General features: G+C 68.4%; 22 protein-coding genes and 1 pseudogene. 17 read left to right on the forward strand and 6 right to left on the reverse strand.

The window, feature by feature from the left end:
- Positions 1-246 (forward strand): annotated as a pseudogene (locus tag C5F75_RS03020) (ferritin-like domain-containing protein); the annotation flags it as partial.
- A 161-nt stretch (positions 247-407) separates the two neighbouring features.
- Positions 408-893, forward strand: a complete 486-nt coding sequence (gene rfaE2 / locus C5F75_RS03025; RefSeq protein WP_012329309.1) for a D-glycero-beta-D-manno-heptose 1-phosphate adenylyltransferase — start codon at positions 408-410, stop codon at positions 891-893.
- Between the two features lie 16 nt (positions 894-909).
- Here rfaE2 and C5F75_RS03030 read toward each other — a convergent pair whose 3' ends face one another.
- The 3 genes from C5F75_RS03030 to C5F75_RS03040 all read right to left on the reverse strand — a co-directional run bounded on the left by C5F75_RS03030 (position 910) and on the right by C5F75_RS03040 (position 3,071).
- Positions 910-1,152, reverse strand: coding sequence for a hypothetical protein (locus C5F75_RS03030; RefSeq protein ID WP_059575981.1), 243 nt, complete (start codon positions 1,150-1,152; stop codon positions 910-912).
- Between the two features lie 201 nt (positions 1,153-1,353).
- Positions 1,354-2,154, reverse strand: coding sequence for a type III pantothenate kinase (locus tag C5F75_RS03035; protein ID WP_059575983.1), 801 nt, complete (start codon positions 2,152-2,154; stop codon positions 1,354-1,356).
- A complete protein-coding gene (locus tag C5F75_RS03040) occupies positions 2,151-3,071 on the reverse strand; it encodes a biotin--[acetyl-CoA-carboxylase] ligase (RefSeq protein ID WP_104011861.1) in 921 nt (306 codons plus the stop codon). The genes C5F75_RS03035 and C5F75_RS03040 overlap by 4 nt, the downstream gene beginning before the upstream one ends.
- Positions 3,072-3,347: 276 nt before the next feature.
- Here C5F75_RS03040 and C5F75_RS37085 point away from each other — a divergent pair, with 276 nt between their 5' ends.
- Together C5F75_RS37085 and C5F75_RS03050 are read left to right on the forward strand one after the other, a co-directional pair.
- A complete protein-coding gene (locus C5F75_RS37085; protein ID WP_258048541.1) occupies positions 3,348-4,145 on the forward strand; it encodes a PAAR domain-containing protein in 798 nt (265 codons plus the stop codon).
- Positions 4,121-4,708, forward strand: coding sequence for a type VI secretion system amidase effector protein Tae4 (locus C5F75_RS03050; protein ID WP_104011862.1), 588 nt, complete (start codon positions 4,121-4,123; stop codon positions 4,706-4,708). The genes C5F75_RS37085 and C5F75_RS03050 overlap by 25 nt, the downstream gene beginning before the upstream one ends.
- Before the next feature lie 365 nt (positions 4,709-5,073).
- Here the strand turns inward: C5F75_RS03050 and C5F75_RS03055 are convergent, their stop codons facing one another.
- Both C5F75_RS03055 and C5F75_RS03060 read right to left on the reverse strand, forming a co-directional pair.
- Positions 5,074-5,919, reverse strand: coding sequence for a tetratricopeptide repeat protein (locus tag C5F75_RS03055; protein ID WP_104011863.1), 846 nt, complete (start codon positions 5,917-5,919; stop codon positions 5,074-5,076).
- Between the two features lie 8 nt (positions 5,920-5,927).
- Positions 5,928-7,997 carry a bifunctional 2',3'-cyclic-nucleotide 2'-phosphodiesterase/3'-nucleotidase gene (locus C5F75_RS03060; protein WP_104011864.1) on the reverse strand — a complete coding sequence of 690 codons (2,070 nt, stop codon included), beginning with the start codon at positions 7,995-7,997 and terminating at the stop codon, positions 5,928-5,930.
- 335 nt (positions 7,998-8,332) lie between these two features.
- Here C5F75_RS03060 and C5F75_RS03065 point away from each other — a divergent pair, with 335 nt between their 5' ends.
- From C5F75_RS03065 to C5F75_RS03110, 10 genes are all read left to right on the forward strand, one after another.
- Positions 8,333-9,457, forward strand: coding sequence for an MlaE family ABC transporter permease (locus tag C5F75_RS03065; protein ID WP_059575991.1), 1,125 nt, complete (start codon positions 8,333-8,335; stop codon positions 9,455-9,457).
- The gene (locus C5F75_RS03070; RefSeq protein WP_059642767.1) at positions 9,454-10,368 is read left to right on the forward strand and encodes an ABC transporter ATP-binding protein; all 915 of its coding nucleotides are present in this window, start codon (positions 9,454-9,456) and stop codon (positions 10,366-10,368) included. The genes C5F75_RS03065 and C5F75_RS03070 overlap by 4 nt, the downstream gene beginning before the upstream one ends.
- 17 nt (positions 10,369-10,385) lie before the next feature.
- A complete protein-coding gene (locus tag C5F75_RS03075; protein WP_059575996.1) occupies positions 10,386-11,315 on the forward strand; it encodes an MlaD family protein in 930 nt (309 codons plus the stop codon).
- A 38-nt stretch (positions 11,316-11,353) separates the two neighbouring features.
- The gene (locus C5F75_RS03080; RefSeq protein WP_059642764.1) at positions 11,354-11,977 is read left to right on the forward strand and encodes an ABC-type transport auxiliary lipoprotein family protein; all 624 of its coding nucleotides are present in this window, start codon (positions 11,354-11,356) and stop codon (positions 11,975-11,977) included.
- Positions 11,978-12,020: 43 nt separating this feature from the next.
- A complete protein-coding gene (locus C5F75_RS03085; protein WP_060312439.1) occupies positions 12,021-13,172 on the forward strand; it encodes a VanZ family protein in 1,152 nt (383 codons plus the stop codon).
- 144 nt (positions 13,173-13,316) lie between these two features.
- A complete protein-coding gene (locus C5F75_RS03090) occupies positions 13,317-13,634 on the forward strand; it encodes a (2Fe-2S) ferredoxin domain-containing protein (protein ID WP_027785549.1) in 318 nt (105 codons plus the stop codon).
- A gap of 13 nt (positions 13,635-13,647) precedes the next feature.
- Entirely contained in the window at positions 13,648-14,292 is a 645-nt protein-coding gene (locus tag C5F75_RS03095) for an alpha/beta hydrolase (RefSeq protein WP_104011865.1), read from the forward strand.
- Between the two features lie 508 nt (positions 14,293-14,800).
- Positions 14,801-16,111 carry a D-alanyl-D-alanine carboxypeptidase family protein gene (locus tag C5F75_RS03100; RefSeq protein WP_099316857.1) on the forward strand — a complete coding sequence of 437 codons (1,311 nt, stop codon included), beginning with the start codon at positions 14,801-14,803 and terminating at the stop codon, positions 16,109-16,111.
- Positions 16,112-16,159: 48 nt separating this feature from the next.
- Positions 16,160-17,086, forward strand: a complete 927-nt coding sequence (locus C5F75_RS03105; protein WP_099316856.1) for a D-amino acid aminotransferase — start codon at positions 16,160-16,162, stop codon at positions 17,084-17,086.
- A complete protein-coding gene (locus C5F75_RS03110) occupies positions 17,086-17,394 on the forward strand; it encodes an HP0495 family protein (protein ID WP_011546305.1) in 309 nt (102 codons plus the stop codon). The genes C5F75_RS03105 and C5F75_RS03110 overlap by 1 nt, the downstream gene beginning before the upstream one ends.
- A 22-nt stretch (positions 17,395-17,416) precedes the next feature.
- Here C5F75_RS03110 and C5F75_RS03115 read toward each other — a convergent pair whose 3' ends face one another.
- Positions 17,417-18,406, reverse strand: a complete 990-nt coding sequence (locus C5F75_RS03115; protein ID WP_059576008.1) for a transcriptional regulator GcvA — start codon at positions 18,404-18,406, stop codon at positions 17,417-17,419.
- A gap of 102 nt (positions 18,407-18,508) precedes the next feature.
- On the opposite strand from C5F75_RS03115, the gene C5F75_RS03120 reads away from it, so the two are divergent.
- From C5F75_RS03120 to lipA, 3 genes are all read left to right on the forward strand, one after another.
- A complete protein-coding gene (locus C5F75_RS03120; protein ID WP_059576155.1) occupies positions 18,509-18,835 on the forward strand; it encodes a DUF2917 domain-containing protein in 327 nt (108 codons plus the stop codon).
- Between the two features lie 84 nt (positions 18,836-18,919).
- Positions 18,920-19,675: a lipoyl(octanoyl) transferase LipB gene (gene lipB, locus C5F75_RS03125; RefSeq protein ID WP_059576011.1), complete on the forward strand. Its 756-nt coding sequence runs from the start codon at positions 18,920-18,922 to the stop codon at positions 19,673-19,675.
- Positions 19,668-20,660 (forward strand): lipoyl synthase, encoded by a 993-nt coding sequence (gene lipA, locus C5F75_RS03130; protein WP_059576014.1) that lies wholly within the window; start codon positions 19,668-19,670, stop codon positions 20,658-20,660. Before lipB ends, lipA begins: the two co-directional genes overlap by 8 nt.
- Positions 20,661-20,662 lie beyond the last annotated feature (2 nt).

Here is a 20,662-nt window from a genome sequence, read left to right on the forward strand (position 1 = left end):
CTGTTCCCGCGCGACACCGTGCAATCGCGCCTGCCGGATCCGGAATGGCTCGAGCGCTGGCTCGACGAGCAGATCCGTTTCGACGGCGAGTGGGAGAAGAAGGTGGTCGACCGGATCCTGCACAACCTGTCGATCCTGTTCGAGCGCACGTTCGCCACCGCGCAGGAGCTGAACCGCTATCGCAAGGAAGTCACCAGCCGCCTGCAGGCCGAAAGCGGCCCGTCGTCGGCCGCGCAGCCGGCCTGAGGCCGGGAGGTGCCGGCGCCGGCGCGCGTCGTGCCCGATTCGCGCCCGGCTCGCGGCACCGTGTCGCGTGTGTTGCGTGAAGCCCGCCCGGCCGGTCCGGCGGGCTTTTTATCTGGCGCTGCCGTCGCGCGCGCCGTGGTCCATTCCGTCCTGTCGCCATCATGTCCGCCACCTTCGAACGCAAGCTGATCACCCGTGACGCCCTCGTCGCGCTGCGTGCGTCGCTGCCGTCGCCCGTCGTGTTCACCAACGGCGTGTTCGACATCCTGCATCGCGGTCACGTCACGTATCTCGCCGATGCGAAAGCGCTCGGCGCGTGCCTGATCGTCGGCGTGAACAGCGATGCGTCGGTGCGCATGCTCGGCAAGGGCGACGACCGGCCGATCAACCGCGAAGAGGATCGCGCGGCATTGCTCGCGGCGCTGGAAAGCGTCGACTGGGTCGTGACGTTCGGGGAAAAGACGCCCGTGTCGCTGATCGAGGCCGTCCGTCCGGACATCCTCGTGAAGGGCGGCGATTACGACATGGACGCGCTGCCGGAATCGGCGCTCGTGCGCGGCTGGGGCGGCCGGGCGCTGGCGATTCCGTTCGAGCACGACCGCTCGACCACCGCGTTGCTGAAGAAGGTGCGCGCGCAACAGTCCTGAGCGCGGCGCGGCGCCGTCACGGGGCCGATGCCGCGAGCGGCGCGGTCGTGACGGCCGGCGCCGCGATCGGGCCGCCGACCACGGGCTGGTCGGTCGCGCGCATGAGCGGTGTCACGCGCAATGCGTCGGGCCGCACCTGCCGCGACAGCACGCCGGGTTCGCGCGGGCCGGCCGCCGGCAGCGGCCCGAACACGCCGCGCGCCACCACGAACGCGAGCATGTTGGCGAGAAAGAGAACAGCGATCAGCCAGCGCAGCATCGTCGAAACTCCTTGTCGTCATTGACGTGGTTCACGTCGTTCAGTCGAGCCGGCCGAAGGGCCGGCTTTTTTCATGGCTTCCGTTGACCTGACCGTTCGTGCGGGCCGCAGGCGCGGCACCGCGCGTATTGCATCGTCGGCGTGACGCGGGCCCGCCTGGGCTTGCATCGGCCCGCGCCGCCGCGCGCCGGCACGCGCGCGTCAATCCGGCGCCGTTGCCGGGTCGCCCGCATCGGCTGCGATCAGCGCGAGCCCGGACAGGATCAGCGCGTCATGCCGCGTATGCGCGACCGTCAATGCACGTGCGACGTCGTCTGCCGCACCGCCTGCCAGCACGAGCCGGACGGGCGCCTGCCAGGCATCGGCGAGATCGCGCCATGCGCGTTCGATGAGGCCGGCCTGCGCGTACAGGCAGCCGGCCGACAGCGAGCGCGGCGTATCGACCTGGAACGGCTCGGCCTGCGCGCCCGCGAGCAGGCCGCTTGCGATATCGGTGGTCAGCGTCGGCAACTGCGCGGTGTGCGTGCCGAGCGCGCGCATCATCAGCGCCCAGCCCGGCGCGATCAGCCCGCCCGTGAACCGGCCGTCCGCGCGCAGTGCCTCGAGCGTCGTCGCGGTGCCGAACGTCGCGATCAGCAGATGCTCGCCCGGAAACGCCGCGTGCGCGCCGATCAGGCCGGCCCAGCGGTCGCTGCCGAGCTGTTCGGGCGTCGTATAGCCGTTCGTCACGCCGCATTGCGCGGGCCGCGAGCGGATCGTCGTGCGCGGCAGGCCCGGCCAGCGTGCGTCGAGCAGCGCGTCGATCCGTGCGGCCACGTCGGCGCCCGCGACGTTCGAGATCCAGGCGCCGCGCGGCCTCGGCACGCGCGACCAGTCGGGATCGGCGCCGCCGTCGCGCGTGTGGCCGAACGCGCCCGTGTCGACGAGCGTGCGCCGCGCGTCGGCGAGCGCCCATTTGATCCGGCTGTTGCCGGCGTCGATCAGCAGGTACGGTTCGCTCATTGCGCTTCGCGCAGCGACACGTCGCCGGCCGCGATCGTCTGTACGCCGTTCGGCGTGTCCAGCAGCAACTGGCCGGTCGCGTCGATGCCCGTCGCGATGCCGCGTGCGCGTTCGACGCCCTGTTCGAGCAGCACGACTTCGCGGCCCGCGTATGCGTGCAGCGCGTGCCAGCGCGGCAGGAACGGCGCGAGGCCGTCGGCGCCGAATTGCGCGAGCGCGGGCGTGAGCGCGTTCAGCGACGCGGCGAGCGTATCGGTGAGGTTCGCCGACGCGCACGCGATCGACAGCGCGGCGGGCGGCAGCCCGCTTGCGAGCGTCGCTTCGCGCGCGCGCAGCGCGTCGACCTGCGCGGCCACGGCTTGCGCGCCGCGCACGTTGATGCCGAAGCCGATCACGACGGCGGTGGCGTCGGCGGTGGTCCAGACGGTTTCGATCAGGATCCCGGCGAGCTTGCCGACGATTCGCGGCGCGCCGTCGTCGGCGGCCGTCAGCAGCAGGTCGTTCGGCCATTTGAGCGCGACGCGCATGCGGGCGTCGAGCGGCAGCGTGGCCAGCCCTTCGGCGAGCGCGACGCCGATCGCGATGCTGAGGCCGCCGAGCGCATCGACGGCGCGCGGCACGATGCAGCCGACCGAGCACAGCAGCGCATTGCCGGGCTGCGCGAACCACGGGCGGCCCTGCCGGCCGCGGCCGGCCGTCTGCTCGAACGCGACGCGCACGAGCGGCGCGGGCAACGCGTTCGGGCCGCGCGGCAGCGCCTTGAGCCGGGCCGCGACGTCGGCGTTGGTCGAGCCGGTGGCGGCGACGATGTCGAGCGGCCACGCGCGCGGCGCGGCGTCCAGGTGCGCCTCGAGCCGGTTGCGCGCGATGTGCGCGTCGCCGGATTCGGGCGTGTCGGAGGAGGTGGAGGCGTTCATGGCGCCTATTGTAGCGACAGGGGGCGGTGGGAGTTGGCAAGCGGGCAGGCGTGTGTCGAGGCGCTTGTCCGGATCGTCGCGACAGGTCCGCTCGAATTGCGTCGCCGCCAGGCGAAGGTATCGCGTTCTCAAGCGGAAGGGCATCGTCACGATAGGTGAAGTCGCCCGGCTCTTGTTCGTGTTGAAAACATATAGTCGACCCATATTAATTGATTGCGATTTCGAATACGTCTGATTGATTGCCTCGTGCGGATTGGGCATTTTGGATTCCAGCCATTGACGACGAGGAATCCAGATGAGCAACGGGCAAGCGTCACCAGCATTTTCTTTCATGGTTATTTGCCGGCTTGCCGCGCAGAGTGGTCGGCTTGTCGTGGACGGCAAGAAGGCAGTCATCGCGTCGGCAGCGGTTCATTCCGCTACGGACGAGAAGCGTTCGGGCCGGACGTTCCGTGGCTGGCCGGCATGATTCGCTATTTCCTTGCCAAGGGCGACCGGGGCGGTAACGCCGTGATTACGGAAGGGCTGGAGTTCGTCACGTGTTCCAGTCCACCCCCACGTGTACAGATCGCCACGCTTTACATGAAAACCTACTGCGCGGCTTGCAAACAGGAAGGGTTCATCGCGCCGGAAGGTCCGCGTTTGCCGGGTACGGGGCCCAATGGTCGGCAGTGGGCATTGAGTGGCGATGTCAACGTATGCGGATGTAGTCCGCCCCCCGTCTTCTATGCCGAGCGTGGCATGAAGATGATTCTGACGTCACGAGATGCAGCCGGCGCCGAGAAGAAACTGCGAATGGGGGAGATCGACGAAAGAGAAGATACCGCACCACGATCTCGCGTTGCTCCCATCTATGACGAACAGGTGCGCGCCTGCATCGGCACTACGCTATCTCAGAATTATCCGTATTTGATAGAAATGGCCGATGGGCGGACGATCGCGGGCCGCGTCGATACCAACGGTCGGTTGCCGCGCATTCATACCGAGATCTCCGGAAGTTACCGAGTATATTGGGGCGAGGATGCGCTTGCCCACGAGGACTGGCCGCCATGCCAAACAGACCGACAACCGTAACAACGAACACGACGCCTGATTCGATCAAGGGTGTGCAACTCAGGGCAGTAACATTCAAGGAACTGTGGGCCGCGTATCCGCCGGGCAATCCTTATAAGAATCCCGTTTATACCAATCAATGCGCCATTCGGTTGAGCGTCGCGCTTCACCGGGTCGGCATAGAAATGAAGTCATTTTCGTCGAAACTGGTCAAGCCGCTTGGCGGTCAGTCGAGCATCGGGCGTATCCTGTTGAACGGGCGAGCAACTGCCACGCGCGCCAACGAGCTCGGCGAGTGGTTGAGGCTGCAACCATTTGCAGGGCTGGGAAAGGCGGAAAACGTCACCGGCAGCAATTGGAGGGATAGGGTCGAAGGGCGAACAGGCATCATCATGTTTGACGGCTACTGGACTCGCGAGGGCGAGGCAGATGCAAATGCAAGCGGTGGGCACATTGATCTATGGAATGGCGAAAAACTCACGGGATTCGGTACTGGAATTCGAATCCGCTGGAATATCGTGATTCCTGGATTTTGGTCCGATTTTCGTGTTTCAAAAAGAATCCTGTTTTTTCCGATCAAATGAAACTATTGGGATTTACCATCGGTGCAATTGCCGGCTCGGCCGTGACCACACTCGTTTGTTGGGGTGGGTTGTATTTGTTCGGCGTTTTGATTCTTCACGGAAGGGGCAGTCTGTTCGATACGCACCCGAGAGTCGCCAACCTGTTTTTTTTCGGCTGGTTGGTATCCGTGGCTGTGGTCTCGGTAATCGGCGGCTGGTGTGGTTGCGTCTGGGGGAGAAACCGGGAAGGAAAAATGCGGGAAGGGGATTGAGGTGCGCTCGCCCGGGCCCCGCAACCGATTCCGCGTGACGGCGATCGATGAGCGGGGCGTTAGATCATGCGGAGGACTCGCGCCACGGCAAGCGCGAGCCGAAGGACTATCGCGTCACGGCGCGACGACCGGATGCTTCAGCGCATGCGCGGTCTCGATCCACTGTGCGTGGAATTCGTCCGCGTCGGGCCGAAGCCCGAGTTCGCCGTTGCGATAGGCCATCGCGAGCGTCTGCACGGCTTCCGGTAGCTCGTGCTCGGCGGCCCGGCGATACAGCGCGAGTGCGCGCGCGTCGTCGCGCGGCACCCCGCTGCCGTCGCGGTACGCGTTCGCGAGCATGAAGTCGGCAGCCGGGATGTCCGCGCGCGACGCGACGTCGAACCAGTGCGCGGCCTGCACCGGGTCGGCCGCGATGCCGTAGCCGCTGCGGTAGATCAGCCCGAGGTAATACGCGGCGGCCGGGTCGCCCTGTTCGGCCGCCGCGCCGAGCAGCGCGCGGGCGCGTGCATAGTCTTTCGGGAAGTCGGCGCTGCCGAGCAGCAACGCCTTGCCGAGCGCGAGCCGCGCGCGCCGCGCAGCCGGCGCGTCGGCCCGGCCGTCTGCCGCCGCGGCCGTTTCCAGCCAGCCGCGCCCCTCGTCGCGCAACCCCGGTTCGTGCGCATCGACGAGCGCGATGCCGAGCGCCGCCTGCGCGGCGCCCGAGCCGCGGCGCGCGAGCGTGCGCAATTGGGCCAGCGCATGCGGCTCGGTCGCCTGCGTGACCATCGCCTGCCATTCGTCGAGCTGCGCGGCGCTCGGCGCGGGGCCGGCGCCGCGCAGGCCGGCGGCCGCGACGACGGCCGCGACGGTCACGGCCGCCGCCGCGAGCAGCGCGGCCGGCGGGAGTTTCGCGCGCAGCACGCGCCGCGCGGCGGCGGCGAGGCCGGTTTCGGCGGGCCGCATCGTCCGGATCGGTTGCATCGCGTGTCTCATTGCGTGAGGTCGATTTCGTAGGTCGCGAGGTTCTTGCCCGAGCCGTCGTCGGCCGCGACCTGCGTGATGCCGGTCAGGCCGGCCGCCGCCGCGTCGCCGAGGCGGTTCGGCGCGGACGCGAACCGCACGTGCGCGACCGAGCTCGCGAGCTTCGTGAAGCGCCAGCTGCGCTGCGCGCCGTCGGCCGCGCGCGTGATCGCGCCGCGCTTCTTGATGAACGCGATCAGCACGTCGCGGTTCGCGTCGGGCGACGCGAAGATCGTCTTGCTGCCGTCGAGGCCCGGGAAGTTGCCGCCGCCGCTCGCGCGGTAGTTGTTGGTCGCGACGATGAACTGCGCGTTCGGGTCGATCGCCGCGCCCTTGTACGTCAGGTTCCTGATCCGGCTGCCGACCGGCTGCGTGACGTCGACTTCATACGCGAGATCGGCCGACGTGAACATGTCGAAGTTGTAGCCGGGGAAGGTGCTGACGAGCGGCTGCACGGTCGCCTGCGTCGGGTCGATCCGGTTGAAGCGCTTCGCGGCCGTCTCGAGCCAGTTCTTCACGTCGGCGCCGCTCACCTTCACCGCGTACACGGTGTTCGGATACAGGTACAGGTCGGCCGCGTTGTTGATCGCGAGCGCGCCCGGCGCGACGTCGGTGTAGTCGGTGCCGCCGCCGAAGCCGCTCTTGAACGGCGCGCTGACCGACAGCACCGGCAGCGACGCGTACTGCGGCAGGTTCGCCTGCACGTACGTCTTCACGTAGTCGGCCTGCGCCTCGTTGACGATCTGGATCGCGCCCGGATCGCCGACGTCCGCGAAGTACGTGTTCATCCGGTAGTCGGTCGAGCCGATCGGCGTCTTCACGTAGTCGATCGTCGCCTGGTGCTCGGCCGCGATCGCGGCGGAGACCGACGGGTCGGCCGCGACGTAGCTCTTGTCGGCGTTCTGGATCGGCCGCGCCTCGACGGTCGTCTGCGATTTGTCGACGGCCCACGTCTTGCCGTCGAACTTCAGGCCGAGCTTGATCACGCCGAGGTGCTTGCCCCAGTAGTTGGCCATCACGGTCGGCACGCCGTTGACGGTGCCCTTGACCTTGTCGACGCCCGGCAGGTTGAACTGCGCCACGGTGCTGTTCGCGTCCGGGAACACCTGGTGCGAGTGGCCGATCAGCATCGCGTCGATGCCGGGCACCTTCGACAGCCACCAGCTGCCGTTTTCCATCGTCGGCGAGTACGCGGAATTGTCGAGGCCGCCGTGCGAGATCGCGACGACGAGATCGGCGCCCTTCGCGCGCATTTCCGGAATGTACTTCTCGGCCGCTTCCTTCAGCCCGGTCGTGTAGACCTTGCCGTCGAGCCAGCGCTTGTCCCAGTTCATGATCGCGGGCGGCGTGAAGCCGATGATGCCGATCTTCACGGGCGCGCTGACCGTCTTGCCGTCCGGCGTCGTGGCCGTCACCGTGCGCGTCAGGATCGTGTACGGCGCGAACAGCGGCGCGTTGGTCTTCGCGCTGATCACGTTCGCGAGCACCTGCGGGAAATTCGGGCCCGCGCACTTCTTCTGCTGGGCCGGCGCCGGCAGGCCGTCGACCTCGAACGTGTTGCCGGTCACCTGCGACAGGTACGGCAGCCCGTAGTTGAACTCGTGGTTGCCGATCCCGCCGCCGTCGAATTTCGCGGCGTTCATCACCTTGTAGATCGCGAGCGTCTGGTCGCAGCCGACCGGCTTCACGAGCGCCTGGTAGTCCGACAGCGCGGTGCCCTGGATCGTGTCGCCGTTGTCGAGCAGCAGCGTGTTCGGGTACTGCTTGCGCGCCTGCGCGATCAGCGTCGCCACGCGTTCGAAGCCGAGCGAATTGTCGGCGGCGAGCTTGAAATAGTCGTACGACAGCACGTTGGTGTGCAGGTCGGTCGTCTCGAGCAGCGCGAGCGTGGCCGTCGTGCCGGCGGGCGCCTGGGCCTCGGGCCGCGACGGCGGCGTGGCGGTGACGTCGTCGCCGCCGCAGCCGGCGAGGACGAAGGCGAGGCTGGCGAGCGCGGCGGCGGCCGGCGCGTGGCGGCGGGAAAGCGGGGGGAGACGCATCGGATGTCCTGTTCGGTGTTCTGTTTTATCAAACGCGAGGTACGCACGAATGGCGGCGCGGCGCGCCGACGGCCTGACGTGCGGCGCGTGAGAGTATCGAAAGGAAACGTGACGGAACAATGAAAGGTCGCGATACCGGCCACGGGCCCAGGCCCGTTATCGGCATGAACAGGCCCCGCGACGCTCGGCGGCGTCGGGGCACGGCCCAGCCGGCCCGGCTCCGGCCCGGCGCCCCGGCCGCGCCCCGAGCCCGGTGCCCCGCCCACATCCTCACGTCGCGGCGCCGGGCGGTTCGCTACAATGGCCGCTGTCATCCTTTTGCAAACAACCTGCCCTTGGACTTCGAGACCCCTCCCGGCCTGTCGGTCGACGCCGGCGGCCAGGGCCAGACGGTGCGCCTGACCGGCCAGTGGACCGCGCTCTCGCTCGCGCGCAACCGCGGCGCCGTGGCGCGCCGCATCGCGAGCATCGCCGCCGGGCGCGTCATCGAATGGGATCTGTCCGGCATCGAGCGGCTCGACCACGTCGGCGGCCAGGCGCTGTGGCGCGTGTGGGGCCGCAAGCTGCCGGCGGGCGTCGCGCTGAGCGCCACGCAGCGCACGATCTTCGAGCGCATCGAGCGGCTCGACAGCGCGCGCGAGGCGCCCGAGCGCGTGGTGCGCGTCGATCCCGTCACGCGGCTCGGCCAGGCGATCTTCGCGTTCGGCGAACACCTGCAGGGCGGCATCGCGATGTTCGGCCTCGTGATCCTCGACGCGCTGTCGGTGCTGCGCCGCCCGAAGACGATGCCGTGGAAGGAAACCTCGGCGAACATCTACAGCGCCGGCGCGCAGGCGCTGCCGATCACCGCGCTCGTCGCGTTCCTGATCGGCATCGTGCTCAGCTACCTGTCGGCGCAGCAGCTGCAGATGTTCGGTGCGAACCGCTACATCGTGAACATTCTCGGGCTGTCGGTGATCCGAGAACTCGGCCCCGTGCTGTCGGCGATCCTCGTCGCGGGCCGGTCGGGCTCGGCGATCACCGCGCAGATCGGCGTGATGCGCGTGACGGAAGAGCTCGACGCGATGCGCGTGATGGGCATCCCGCACGGGCTGCGGCTGATCCTGCCGCGCGTGCTCGCGCTCGGCGTCGCGATGCCGCTGCTCGTGATGTGGACCAACATCATCGCGCTGACGGGCGGCGCGCTCGCCGCGAAGATCGTGCTCGGCATCGACATCAACTATTTCGTGCGTTCGCTGCCGGGCGTCGTGCCGATCGCGAACCTGTACATCGGCGTCGGCAAGGGCGTCGTGTTCGGCATGCTGATCGCGCTGGTCGCGTGCCATTTCGGCTTCCGGATCAAGGCGAACTCGCAGAGCCTCGGCGAAGGCACGACCACGTCGGTCGTGTCGTCGATCACGGTCGTGATCCTCGCCGACGCGGTGTTCGCGATCCTGTTCCAGAACGTGGGGCTCGGATGAACGCATCGAACGAAACGACCGCGCATGCCGCGGCCATCGGCGCCGGTTCGGTCGGCCCCCGGCCGGGCACGGCCGTCGATGCCGGCGATCTCGTGATCGAGGTGCGCAACCTGACCAAGCGCTACGGGCGCAACATCATTCACCAGAAGCTCGACTTCGACGTGCGGCGCGGCGAGATCGTGTCGATCGTCGGCGGCTCGGGCTCCGGCAAGACGACGCTCGTGCGCCAGATCCTCGGTCTCGAACGGCCGACGTCGGGCACGATCAAGGTGTTCGGCGAGGATACGGCGACGATCGACGACGCAAGCGCGCGGATGATGCGCACGCGCTCGGGGATGCTGTTCCAGCAGGGCGCGCTGTTCTCGTCGATGACGGTGTTCGACAACGTCGCGCAGCCGCTGCGCGAGCTCGGCCGCGTGCCGCCGGATCTGCTGCACGACATCGTGATGCTGAAGCTCGAGATGGTCGGGCTGCCGTGCAAGCACGCGTCGAAGATGCCGGCCGCGCTGTCGGGCGGGATGGTGAAGCGCGTCGGCATCGCGCGCGCGATCGCGCTGGAACCCGAGCTGCTGTTTCTCGACGAGCCGACGGCCGGCCTCGATCCGCAGGCGTCCGACGAATTCGTCGAGCTGATCGCGACGCTGCACCGCACGCTCGGGCTGACCGTCGTGATGGTGACGCACGACCTCGACACGATGGTCGCGCTGTCGACGCGCGTCGCGGTGCTGGCCGACCGCAAGGTGCTGGTCGCGGCGCCCGTCGAGGAGGCCGCGAACGTCGACCATCCGTTCATCCACGAATATTTCCTGGGGCTGCGCGGGCGCCGCGCATTGCAGGCGCTGCCGCCCGAGCGGCGCGCGAAGCTGCCGAAGGCGGCCCTCGAACCGGCGCTGTCGAGCGTCGAGCTGTAGAAGCAAGGAACCCGCGAATGGAAAACAAATCACATGCGTTCTGGGCCGGCCTGTTCACGATCGCGCTGACGCTCGCGATCGCGGGCACCGTGTTCTGGTTCAACGTCGACCGCACCGTGCGCGTGCCGTACGACCTGCTCGCGCGCACCAACGTGACGGGGCTCTTTCCGGACGCGGCCGTGCGCTTTCGCGGCCTCGACGTCGGCAAGGTGCAGTCGATCGGCTTCGATCGCACGCATCCGGGCCAGATCCGGATCCGCATTCTCGTCGATCACGACGCGCCGATCACGCAGTCGACCTACGGCAGCCTCGGCTTCCAGGGCGTGACCGGCATCGCGTTCGTGCAGTTGGAGGATACGGGGCGCGATCTGTCGCCGCTGCCGTCGTCGCCGAAGGCGATCGCGCAGATCCCGATGCGGCCGAGCCTGTTCGACCAGATCCAGGAACGCGGCGACGTGCTGCTGCGGCAGCTCGAACTGGCCGCGAAGAGCGCGAACGCGCTGATGTCGCCCGAGATGCGCGAGCAGCTGCGTGCGACCGCCGAAAGCCTGCAGCACGCGGCCGACGGCGCCGCGACGCTGACGAAGCAGCTCGGCCCGGCCGTCACCGCGCTGCCGGAGACGATGCACGAGGTGAACCGCGCGATGGCGTCGGCGAACACGCTGCTGCAGCCGAACGGGCCGCTCGTGTCGAACCTGAACAAGGCCGGCACGGCCGCCGAGCAGGTCGGCGTCGCGCTGAACGGCCTCAACGCGCGCGTGCAGTACGACACGCTGCCGCGCTTCAATGCGCTGGCCGACAGCGTCGGCGACGCGTCGCGGCAATTGAAGGACGTCGCCGGTGAACTCGGCCGCAACCCGCGCAGTCTGTTGTTCGGATCGCCCGGCGCGGCGCCCGGGCCGGGCGAAGCGGGCTTCGTCTGGCCGGGTGCGACGGCCGGGCACTGACGCCCATCGAAACCGGAAACCTTACGCAGGAATACGCCATGCCACGAATCCTTGACCGCGCGCTGCGCCCGGCAGCGGCCGCGCTTGCCGCACTGACGCTCGCGGCGGCGGCCGGCTGTGCCGGCAACAGCGCGGTGCTGTCGAACATCCGCTACGACCTCGGGCCTGCGTCGTCGGTGGCGACCACCGGTTCGGGCCCCGCGCTGAAGGTGCTCGACGTCGCCGCGCCCGACGCGCTCGATTCCGACAAGTTCGCGTACCGCCTCGCCTATGCCGATGCGCAGCACGTGGCCGTCTATCGCGACAGCCGCTGGACCGCGCCGCCCGCGCAACTGCTCACGCAGCGCCTGCGCGGCGCGCTGTCGTCGCGCGGCACGGTGCTCGAAGGCGTCGACGGCGTGCGCGCGCCGACCCTCAAGGTCGACCTGAGCGAATTCGAGCAGGTCTTCGACGGGCAGTCGCAAAGCCACGGCGCGGTGACCGCGCGCGCGACGCTCACGCTCGACGGCAAGGTGCTCGGCCAGCGCACGTTCGTCGCGCGCGCGCCGTCGAGCACACCCGACGCGGCCGGCGGCGCCCGCGCGCTCGCCGCGGCCAGCGACGAACTCGTGTCGCAGATCGCCGCGTGGGTCGGCGTGCAGGCGTACGCGGGCACGCCGTGACGCCCGACGCGCAGCCGCGATTGCATCCGCGATTGCATCCGCGATGAACGTGCCGGGCACGCATCGCGCGTCGCCGCTCGCGCGGCAGGCGTTTGCCGCTTACGCGGCGCTGATCGTCTATGCGTCGCTGTATCCGTTCGATGGCTGGGTGTCGCTCGGCATCGGTCCGTTCGATTACCTGCTCGCGCCGATGCAGCGCTACGTGACGGCGTTCGACGTGGTCACGAACGTGCTCGGCTATCTGCCGTTCGGCGCGCTCGGCGTGCTGGCGCTGCACCCGCGCTGGCGGGGCGTGGCCGCGACGCTGATCGCGGGCGCGCTCGGCGTGCTGCTGTCGGGCGCGATGGAAGCGCTGCAGACCTACCTGCCGACGCGCGTCGCATCGAATCTCGATCTCGGCGCCAACGCGCTCGGCGCGCTGCTGGGCGCGGCGCTCGCCGCGCCGGCCACCGGCGCGCTGCTCGACCGCGGCGTGCTGCGCCGGCTGCGCTTCGCGTGGCTCGAGGCCGACGGTTCGACGCCGCTGCTGCTCGCCGCGCTGTGGCCGTTCGCGATCGTGTTTCCGTCGCCGTTCCTGTTCGGCATCGGCGACTGGCCGGCCGCGCTGTGGGAGCGCGCCGACGCGTCGATGCAGGACGCGCTGCTCGCGTGGCTGCCGGCCGCGTGGCACGTCAGCGAATGGCCCGAGCGGGTCGACGGCTGGCTGTCCGATTCCGCGTGGGAAGCCGTGCTCGGCGGGCTGATGCTGTTCGCGGCGCTGGCGATCGCGTCGCTCGCGATGCGCCCGCGCGCGCCGCGCATCCGGCTGCTGATTGCGCTGGTGGTCGCCACGCTCGTGCTGAAGGCGGCCGCGACGTTCATGCAGTCGGCTACCGGCCTCGTCGTCGTGTGGGCGACGCCCGGCGCGCGGCTCGGCATCGAGCTCGGTTTCGCGGCGGCGCTCGTCGCCTTGCGCGTGCCGGCAACGTGGCGCGCGATGCTCGCGGCGCTCGCGCTCTTGGCCGGCGTCGCGCTCGTGAACCTGCTGCCGGTCAACCCGTTCTTCGACTTCACGCTGTCGGGCTGGCGGCAGGGCCGCTACGTGCACTTCAACAGCCTCGCGCGCTGGCTCGCGTGGATCTGGCCCTACGCGGCGCTGATCTGGCTCGGCCAGCGCGTCGAGCACGCGTGGCTGCCGGCCGCGCTGCGCCGCTGACGCGGCAGCCGGCGGCAGCCGCGCCGCGGGCAGCCGCGTGCGCCGGTCGCTATAATCGTCCGCATCCTCCGTTGCCGCGTCGCGCAACGGCAATTCATCGCCCCTCTTTGCGCACGGCCTCGCGCCGGGCTGCTCGTCATCACCATGGATTCCTACTACCAGCACCACGTCTTCTTCTGCCTGAACCAGCGCGATCCGGGCGCCGAGCGTCCGAGCTGCGCGCAATGCAATGCGCAGACCATGCAGGAATACGCGAAAAAGCGCGTGAAGGAGCTCGGTCTCGCGGGGCCCGGCAAGGTCCGCATCAACAAGGCCGGCTGCCTCGACCGCTGCGAGGAAGGGCCGGTGATGGTCGTGTATCCGGAAGGCACGTGGTACACGTACGTCGACCAGGCCGACATCGACGAGATCGTCGAGTCGCACCTGCGCGACGGCAAGGTCGTCGACCGCCTGAAGATCTGAGCGGGCCGGCGCAATGAACGTTCATACGCAGAAATCGCTGATCGCGGGCCCGGTCGGCCAGATCGAAATCGCGGTCGACCTGCCCGACGCCGTGCGCGAGGGCGGCGACGCGCCGCGCGGCATCGCGCTCGTCGCGCATCCGCATCCGCTGTTCGGCGGCACGATGGACAACAAGGTCGCGCAAACACTGGCGCGCACGCTCGTGCAACTGAACTACGTCGTCTACCGGTCGAACTTTCGCGGCGTCGGCGCGACCGAAGGCGTGCACGACAACGGCACGGGCGAGGCCGACGACCTGCTCGCGGTGCTCGCGCACATGCGCGCGCAGCCCGCGTATGCGGATCTGCCGCTCGTGCTCGCGGGTTTCTCGTTCGGCACCTTCGTGCTGTCGCACGTCGCGAAGCGCCTGCGCGACGCGGGCGAGACGATCGAGCGGATGGTGTTCGTCGGCACGGCCGCGAGCCGCTGGCAGGTGGCCGACGTGCCCGAGAACACGCTCGTGATCCACGGCGAGACCGACGACACGGTGCCGATTGCGTCGGTGTACGACTGGGCGCGGCCGCAGGAGCTGCCGGTCGTCGTGATTCCCGGCGCCGAGCATTTCCTTCATCGCAAGCTGCACGTGCTGAAGCGCATCATCGTCGACGCGTGGCGCTAGCCCGCATGCGGGCGCCGGCCTGAGCCCGGTGCCCGTATCACGTACCGGCGCATCCGGTCGGTGCGCACTCCTTGCCGCGCGCAACCTCGCGCGACATCGCGCCACACTGCGCGGCGCGGTGCCGGCTCTGGGGCCGCGCAACGCGACTGGCACGCCGCCTGCGCCCGCCTTTCGCGCGGCTTCGCGCATGCCTGCCCGCTGCACTCCCGTGTCATGCTCTCGCAGCCGATAGCCGGGCGCCTGCCGCCCGGTTCGCGAAAACGCCGTTCGCGGCCACGTATAATGGCCGCTTCCGCGTTGCCCGCGGCCCGGCTGGGCCCATGCGGCGCTCGTTTCGCCGCCTGTCCGCCCGCTCGCGACGGCCGCGAACCGAACGCGCCCGCACGAGTCCAACCGGCGCGTTTCGCGTCGCCCGACGGTGTCGGGCGAGCGCCCGACACGCCCGCCGCCTTGCCGTTCAACCCTGCGCGTTTCGCACCGCACTTTCTGCCATCAGCCTGAATCGATCATGCGTCTGTCTTCCCAAGGCCTCAAGTCCCTCGCTTCCTCCATCGCCTTCGGCACCGCCGCGCGCAACGTCGCGCTCGGCGTGATGCTGCCCGTCGCGCTCGCCTCGACGATCGTCGTCGCCGAGGCGAAGCCGGCCGCCAAGGCCAAGGCCGCGCATGCGGCGCCGGCCGCCGAGCAGTTCACCGGCGCGCCCGCGACCTACATGCCGGGCGCGGTGCCGCCGCCGGGCGTGAACGCGCGCTCGTGGGTGCTCGTCGACGCGACGAGCAACACGGTGCTCGCATCGGGCAACGCGGACGAACGCGTCGAGCCGGCGTCGCTGACGAAGCTGATGACGGCGTACCTCGTGTTCGAGGCGCTCGACAAGAAGAAGATCTCGATGGAGCAGATCGTCACGCCGAGCGAGGCCGTGCGCCGCGTCGGCCGCGACGAGTCGCGCATGTTCATCGAGGCGAACAAGCCGGTGTCCGTGCACGACCTCGTGTACGGGATGATCATCCAGTCGGGCAACGATGCCGCGATCGCGCTGGCCGAACTCGTCGGCGGCAGCGAAGGGCAGTTCGTCACGCTGATGAACGACGAGGCGCAGCGCCTCGGCATGAAGGGCACGCACTTCGCCGACGTGAACGGCATGCCCGACCCGAACCACTACACGACGGCCGGCGACCTCGCGAAGCTGTCCGCCCACCTGATCCGCGATTTTCCGCAGTACTACGGCATCTTCTCGGAGAAGGAATTCAAGTACAACAACATCCGCCAGGGCAACCGCAACCGGCTGCTGTGGCTCGACCCGACGGTCGACGGCCTGAAGACGGGCCACACGCAGGCGGCCGGCTACTGCCTGATCGCATCGGCCAAGCGCGCGATTCCGGGCGTCGACGGCCAGCGCCGCCTCGTGTCGGTGATGATGGGCGAGCAGAAGGAAAGCGATCGCACGCAGGACAGCATGAAGATGCTGAACTACGGCTACAGCGCGTTCGATTCGGTGCGCCTGTTCAAGGGCGGCCAGGCGATCTCGACGCCGCGCATCTACAAGGGCAAGGACAACACCGTGCAGGTCGGCGTGAAGAGCGACCAGTGGGCGACCGTGCCGCGCGGCCTCGGCGACAAGGTCAAGACCGAAGTGGACGTCAACGCGCCGCTGATCGCGCCGCTCGCGCAAGGCCAGCAGGTCGGCACCGTGAAGATCGTCGCCGACGGCAAGACGCTGTCCGAATTCCCGGTCGTCGCGCTGCAGGCCGTGCCGGAAGCGGGTATCTTCGGTCGTATCTGGGACTCGATCCTGCTGATGTTCAGCAAGAAGAAGTAAGCGCGACGGGCCTTTGTTTTCACGACTTCATCCCCATCTGACATAGCCATGAGCCAAGCCGAATTCGAACCGATCGTCTACCTCAGCGTCTCGTCGCAGGAGGAACTGGTGCCGCTGTCCGAAGCCCGTGTGCCGGTGCTCGACCGCGGATTCATCTTCGGCGACGGCGTGTATGAAGTCGTCCCCGTTTATGCGCACGACGGCGCGCACGTGCCGTTCCGGATCGAGCAGCATCTGGACCGGCTCGCGCGCAGCCTGAAGAAGATCGGCATCGACAACCCGCACGACGCGGCGGGCTGGCGCGCGCTGATCGAGCGGCTGGTCGCGGCGAACGCCGAAGGCCTCGGCGACGGCAACGCGCTCGTCTACCTGCAGGTCACGCGCGGCGTCGCGAAGCGCGGCCACGCGTTCCCGGCGAACGCGGTGCCGACCGTGTTCGCGATGACGAGCCCGCTGCGGCTGCCGTCGGAAGAGGAGCGTGCGAGGGGCGTGCGCTGCGTGACGGCCGAGGATCGCCGCTGGCTGCATTGCGACATCAAGTCGATCTCGCTGCTCGGCAACGTATTGATGGCGCAGCATGCGGCCGAACGCGATGCGTTCGAGACGATCCAGCTGCGCGACGACAACGTGACCGAAGGGTCGTCGTCGAACGTGTGGATCGTGAAGAACGGCGAACTGTTCGCGCCGCCGCGCAGCAACAGGATCCTCGAAGGGATCCGCTACGCGCTCGTCGAGCAGTTGGCCGAGGAATGCGGGATCCGGTTCGTCGCGCGCGAGATCAGCGAGGTCGAGCTGCGCTCGGCGGACGAAATCATGATCACGTCGGCCACGAAGGAAATCCTGCCTGTCACGTCGCTCGACGATCTGCCCGTGCAGGGCGGCAAGCCGGGGCCCGTGTTCGCGGCGTTGTACGACGCGTACCAGCGTGCGAAGGCACGCGAGTTTGAACAGTTTGACCTAACCCGGAGAAAGTGATGAGCGAACCGACCAAAACCGTCGAGGTGACCGGCGCGATCGAGACCCGGAAGGAGTCGCTGCTGGAGTTTCCGTGCGATTTCCCGATCAAGATCATGGGCAAGGCGCACCCCGAGTTCAAGGACACGATCTTCAAGGTCGTCGCCGTTCACGACAACGAGATCGACGTGGAGAAGATCGAGGAGCGCGCATCGAGCGGCGGCAATTACACGGGCCTCACGATCACCGTGCGCGCGACGAGCCAGGAACAGCTCGACAACATCTACCGCGCGCTGACCGGCCATCCGATGGTCAAGGTCGTCCTTTAAGCGTCCGTTCCGGCGTGCGGGATCAGCGCAAACGGCCGCTGATCCCTTTCCATCCTCCCTCCAGCGCGCACTCGGCGGGGCATTTCCCCGCCGCGCGCCGCGCGTCCAGCTCGTCGCACAGCCGCTTGAATTCGGCCACTTCCTCGAACAGCCAGGTCCGGAACGCCTGCACGCGCGGCGTGTTCAGCAGCGGCGGCGGACACACGAAAAAATAGTGCCACGGGCTCGGCCCGTCGATGTCGAACAGGCGCACGATGCGCCCGTCGAGCAGGTCGTGCACCGCGAGCGAGCGGCGCACCAGCGCGATGCCCTGGCCCTCGATCGCGGCCAGCAGCAGGTTCGACGAATCCTGGTACAGGATCCCGCGTTTCGGCTCGGTCAACGTATCGAGCCCGGCCGCGTCGAACCACGGCCGCCACAGTTCGTCGTCCGAGCGCAGCAGCGGGTAGTGCACGAGATCGGCGGGCGTCTGCGGCAGCTTGCCGCCGTTCAGCGTCGGCGCGCACGCCGGAAAGAACACCTCCTCGAACAGCGGCTCCACGTGGAGCCCCGGATAGCTGCCGAAGCCGAAGCGGATCGCGAGATCGACGTCGTCGCGCGCGAAATCGGTGAGCGAGTTGGTCGACTGCAGCTCGACGTCGATTTCCGGATGCCGTTCGATGAACGTGCCGATGCGCGGCGTGATGAAGCGCGCGGCGAACGACGACAGCATCGACACCACCAGCCGCCGGTCGCGGTCGCTCGCGCGCACGTCGCGCGTCGCGTCGGCGATCACCATCAGCGCGGTGCGGACCTGCTGCGCGTAGCGCATGCCGGCGTCGGTCAGGCACAGCCGCTTGCCGTTGCGGGTGAAGAGCTGCACGCCGAGCTCCTCCTCGAGCGCGCGCACCTGGTGGCTGACCGCGCCGTGCGTGACGAACAGCTCGTCGGCGGCGCGCGAGAAGTTCTCGTGGCGGGCGGCGGCCTCGAACGCGCGAATCGCGTTCAGCGCCGGGAGCTGGCGGAGGTCCATTTGCTAATTTTCCTCACATCGTCGTGAAAATTGGTCGTTTGGTCGGACGCCTTTGAATGACTACGATTGTAGCCATCGAAGCACTTATTGGCGGAGTCGATCATGCAAGAAATCTCTTCAAGCATCACGTTCGAAATTCCCCCGGGCGAAACCGTGCCGATGAAGGTGCAACGCAGCACGCGGCTGACCGTCCAGTGCGGGCCGGTCTGGGCGACGCGCAGCAACGACGTCGACGACTACTTCCTGGCCGACGGCGAGACGCTCAAGCTGCGCCGCGGCGAACGGCTGTGGCTCAGCGCGGAAGGCCGCCAGGGCGCGTGCGTCGCGTTCTCGGTGTCGCGGCCGCCGCGGGAGGTCGCGCTCGGCGGGCTGACCCGGCTGCGCGAACGCGTGAGCGCGCTGTTCCACGACGGCTGGCGCACCGTCTGACCCTCGTTTCATCCGACGGATACCGGCGATCCGTCCCCCTGCCCAGGCCGGCGAGACCCACGGGTTTTCGGTAAACTACCGCCCATGTCCGTTTCGCCGGTTTCCATCGTGTCCACGCCTGTCGCCGTTTCCGCATCGCCCGCCGGAGCCCCGGATCAGCCGGCCCAGCCGGTCACCGTGCGGTGGCGGGGCCGCGAGGCGTACGAAGCGAGCTTCGACGCGATGCGCGCGTTCACCGACACGCGCACGGCCGACACCGGCGACGAGATCTGGGTGGTCGAGCATCCGCCCGTCTACACGCTCGGCCAGGCCGGCGACCCCGCGCACCTGCTGGTGGCCGACAGCGGTGTGCCGCTCGTGAAGGTCGACCGCGGCGGGCAAATCACCTACCACGGCCCCGGCCAGATCGTCGTCTACCTGCTGCTGGACTTGCGCCGGCGCAAGCTGATGGTGCGCACGCTCGTGACGAAGATCGAGGAGGCCGTGATCGAAACCCTCGCGGCGTATAATCTCGCTTCGGTCCGCAAGGCGGGCGCGCCGGGTATCTACGTGGCATCCGGCGTGCACGAGGGCGCGAAAATCGCCGCGCTCGGCCTGAAGATCCGCAACGGCTGCAGCTATCACGGGCTGAGCCTGAACGTGAAGATGGATTTGCGCCCGTTTCTTGCGATCAATCCGTGCGGCTATGCCGGACTGGAAACCGTCGACATGGCGAGCCTCGAGGTTGCCGCCGACTGGAACGACGTCGCCCACACGCTGGTGGGGCGTCTGATCGCCAACCTCGACGGCGCACCCGCGGCCGCCGACAAGCCGCACGCACTGGAACAATCGAATGACTGACGTTACCGCTTCTCCCGCACCGGCCGATTCGGCCGCGACCCCGGCCTACGATCCGACCGCCAAGCAGAAGGCACAGGCGAAGACGGCGCGCATTCCGATCAAGGTCATTCCGATCGAGAAGCTGAAGAAGCCCGAGTGGATCCGCGTGAAGGCGGCCACCGGCAGTTCGCGCTTCAACGAGATCAAGACGATCCTGCGCGAGCACAACCTGCACACCGTGTGCGAGGAAGCGAGCTGCCCGAACATCGGCGAATGCTTCGGCAAGGGCACCGCGACGTTCATGATCATGGGCGACAAGTGCACGCGCCGCTGCCCGTTCTGCGACGTCGGCCACGGCCGTCCCGATCCGCTCGACGCGGACGAACCGAAGAACCTCGCGCGCACGATCGCCGCGTTGAAGCTCAAGTACGTGGTGATCACGAGCGTCGACCGCGACGACCTGCGCGACGGCGGCGCCGCCCACTTCGTCGAATGCATCCGCGAAGTGCGCGAGCAGTCGCCCGACACGCGCATCGAGATCCTGACGCCGGATTTCCGCGGCCGTCTCGACCGCGCGATCTCGATCCTGAACGCCGCGCCGCCCGACGTGATGAACCACAACCTCGAAACGGTGCCGCGCCTGTACAAGGAAGCGCGCCCGGGTTCGGACTACGCGCACTCGCTGAAGCTGCTGAAGGACTTCAAGGCGCTGCATCCGGACGTCGCGACGAAGTCGGGCCTGATGGTCGGCCTCGGCGAGACCGAAGAGGAAATCCTGCAGGTGATGCGCGACCTGCGCGCGCACGACGTCGACATGCTGACGATCGGCCAGTACCTGCAGCCGTCCGAGCACCACCTGCCGGTGCGGGCTTACGTGCATCCCGATACGTTCAAGATGTACGAGGAAGAGGCGTACAAGATGGGCTTCACGCACGCGGCCGTCGGCGCGATGGTGCGCTCGAGCTATCACGCCGATCTGCAGGCGCATGGGGCGGGGGTGGTCTGAGC

The organism is Burkholderia anthinoferrum, from assembly GCF_002925705.1.
Taxonomy (GTDB): Bacteria; Pseudomonadota; Gammaproteobacteria; order Burkholderiales; family Burkholderiaceae; genus Burkholderia; species Burkholderia semiarida.

Excerpts from the sequence above, each read along its gene's own strand:
- C5F75_RS03050 (WP_104011862.1), top strand. The coding sequence starts at position 4,121 with ATGCCAAACAGACCGACAACCGTAACAACGAACACGACGCCTGATTCG.
- lipA (WP_059576014.1), top strand. The coding sequence starts at position 19,668 with ATGACTGACGTTACCGCTTCTCCCGCACCGGCCGATTCGGCCGCGACC.
- C5F75_RS03055 (WP_104011863.1), bottom strand. The coding sequence starts at position 5,919 with ATGCAACCGATCCGGACGATGCGGCCCGCCGAAACCGGCCTCGCCGCC.
- C5F75_RS03090 (WP_027785549.1), top strand. The coding sequence starts at position 13,317 with ATGGATTCCTACTACCAGCACCACGTCTTCTTCTGCCTGAACCAGCGC.
- C5F75_RS03060 (WP_104011864.1), bottom strand. The coding sequence starts at position 7,997 with ATGCGTCTCCCCCCGCTTTCCCGCCGCCACGCGCCGGCCGCCGCCGCG.
- C5F75_RS03115 (WP_059576008.1), bottom strand. The coding sequence starts at position 18,406 with ATGGACCTCCGCCAGCTCCCGGCGCTGAACGCGATTCGCGCGTTCGAG.
- C5F75_RS03035 (WP_059575983.1), bottom strand. The coding sequence starts at position 2,154 with ATGAGCGAACCGTACCTGCTGATCGACGCCGGCAACAGCCGGATCAAA.
- C5F75_RS03120 (WP_059576155.1), top strand. The coding sequence starts at position 18,509 with ATGCAAGAAATCTCTTCAAGCATCACGTTCGAAATTCCCCCGGGCGAA.
- C5F75_RS03040 (WP_104011861.1), bottom strand. The coding sequence starts at position 3,071 with ATGAACGCCTCCACCTCCTCCGACACGCCCGAATCCGGCGACGCGCAC.
- C5F75_RS03080 (WP_059642764.1), top strand. The coding sequence starts at position 11,354 with ATGCCACGAATCCTTGACCGCGCGCTGCGCCCGGCAGCGGCCGCGCTT.
- C5F75_RS03095 (WP_104011865.1), top strand. The coding sequence starts at position 13,648 with ATGAACGTTCATACGCAGAAATCGCTGATCGCGGGCCCGGTCGGCCAG.
- C5F75_RS03085 (WP_060312439.1), top strand. The coding sequence starts at position 12,021 with ATGAACGTGCCGGGCACGCATCGCGCGTCGCCGCTCGCGCGGCAGGCG.
- C5F75_RS03070 (WP_059642767.1), top strand. The coding sequence starts at position 9,454 with ATGAACGCATCGAACGAAACGACCGCGCATGCCGCGGCCATCGGCGCC.
- rfaE2 (WP_012329309.1), top strand. The coding sequence starts at position 408 with ATGTCCGCCACCTTCGAACGCAAGCTGATCACCCGTGACGCCCTCGTC.
- lipB (WP_059576011.1), top strand. The coding sequence starts at position 18,920 with ATGTCCGTTTCGCCGGTTTCCATCGTGTCCACGCCTGTCGCCGTTTCC.
- C5F75_RS03100 (WP_099316857.1), top strand. The coding sequence starts at position 14,801 with ATGCGTCTGTCTTCCCAAGGCCTCAAGTCCCTCGCTTCCTCCATCGCC.
- C5F75_RS03030 (WP_059575981.1), bottom strand. The coding sequence starts at position 1,152 with ATGCTGCGCTGGCTGATCGCTGTTCTCTTTCTCGCCAACATGCTCGCG.
- C5F75_RS03110 (WP_011546305.1), top strand. The coding sequence starts at position 17,086 with ATGAGCGAACCGACCAAAACCGTCGAGGTGACCGGCGCGATCGAGACC.
- C5F75_RS03075 (WP_059575996.1), top strand. The coding sequence starts at position 10,386 with ATGGAAAACAAATCACATGCGTTCTGGGCCGGCCTGTTCACGATCGCG.
- C5F75_RS03105 (WP_099316856.1), top strand. The coding sequence starts at position 16,160 with ATGAGCCAAGCCGAATTCGAACCGATCGTCTACCTCAGCGTCTCGTCG.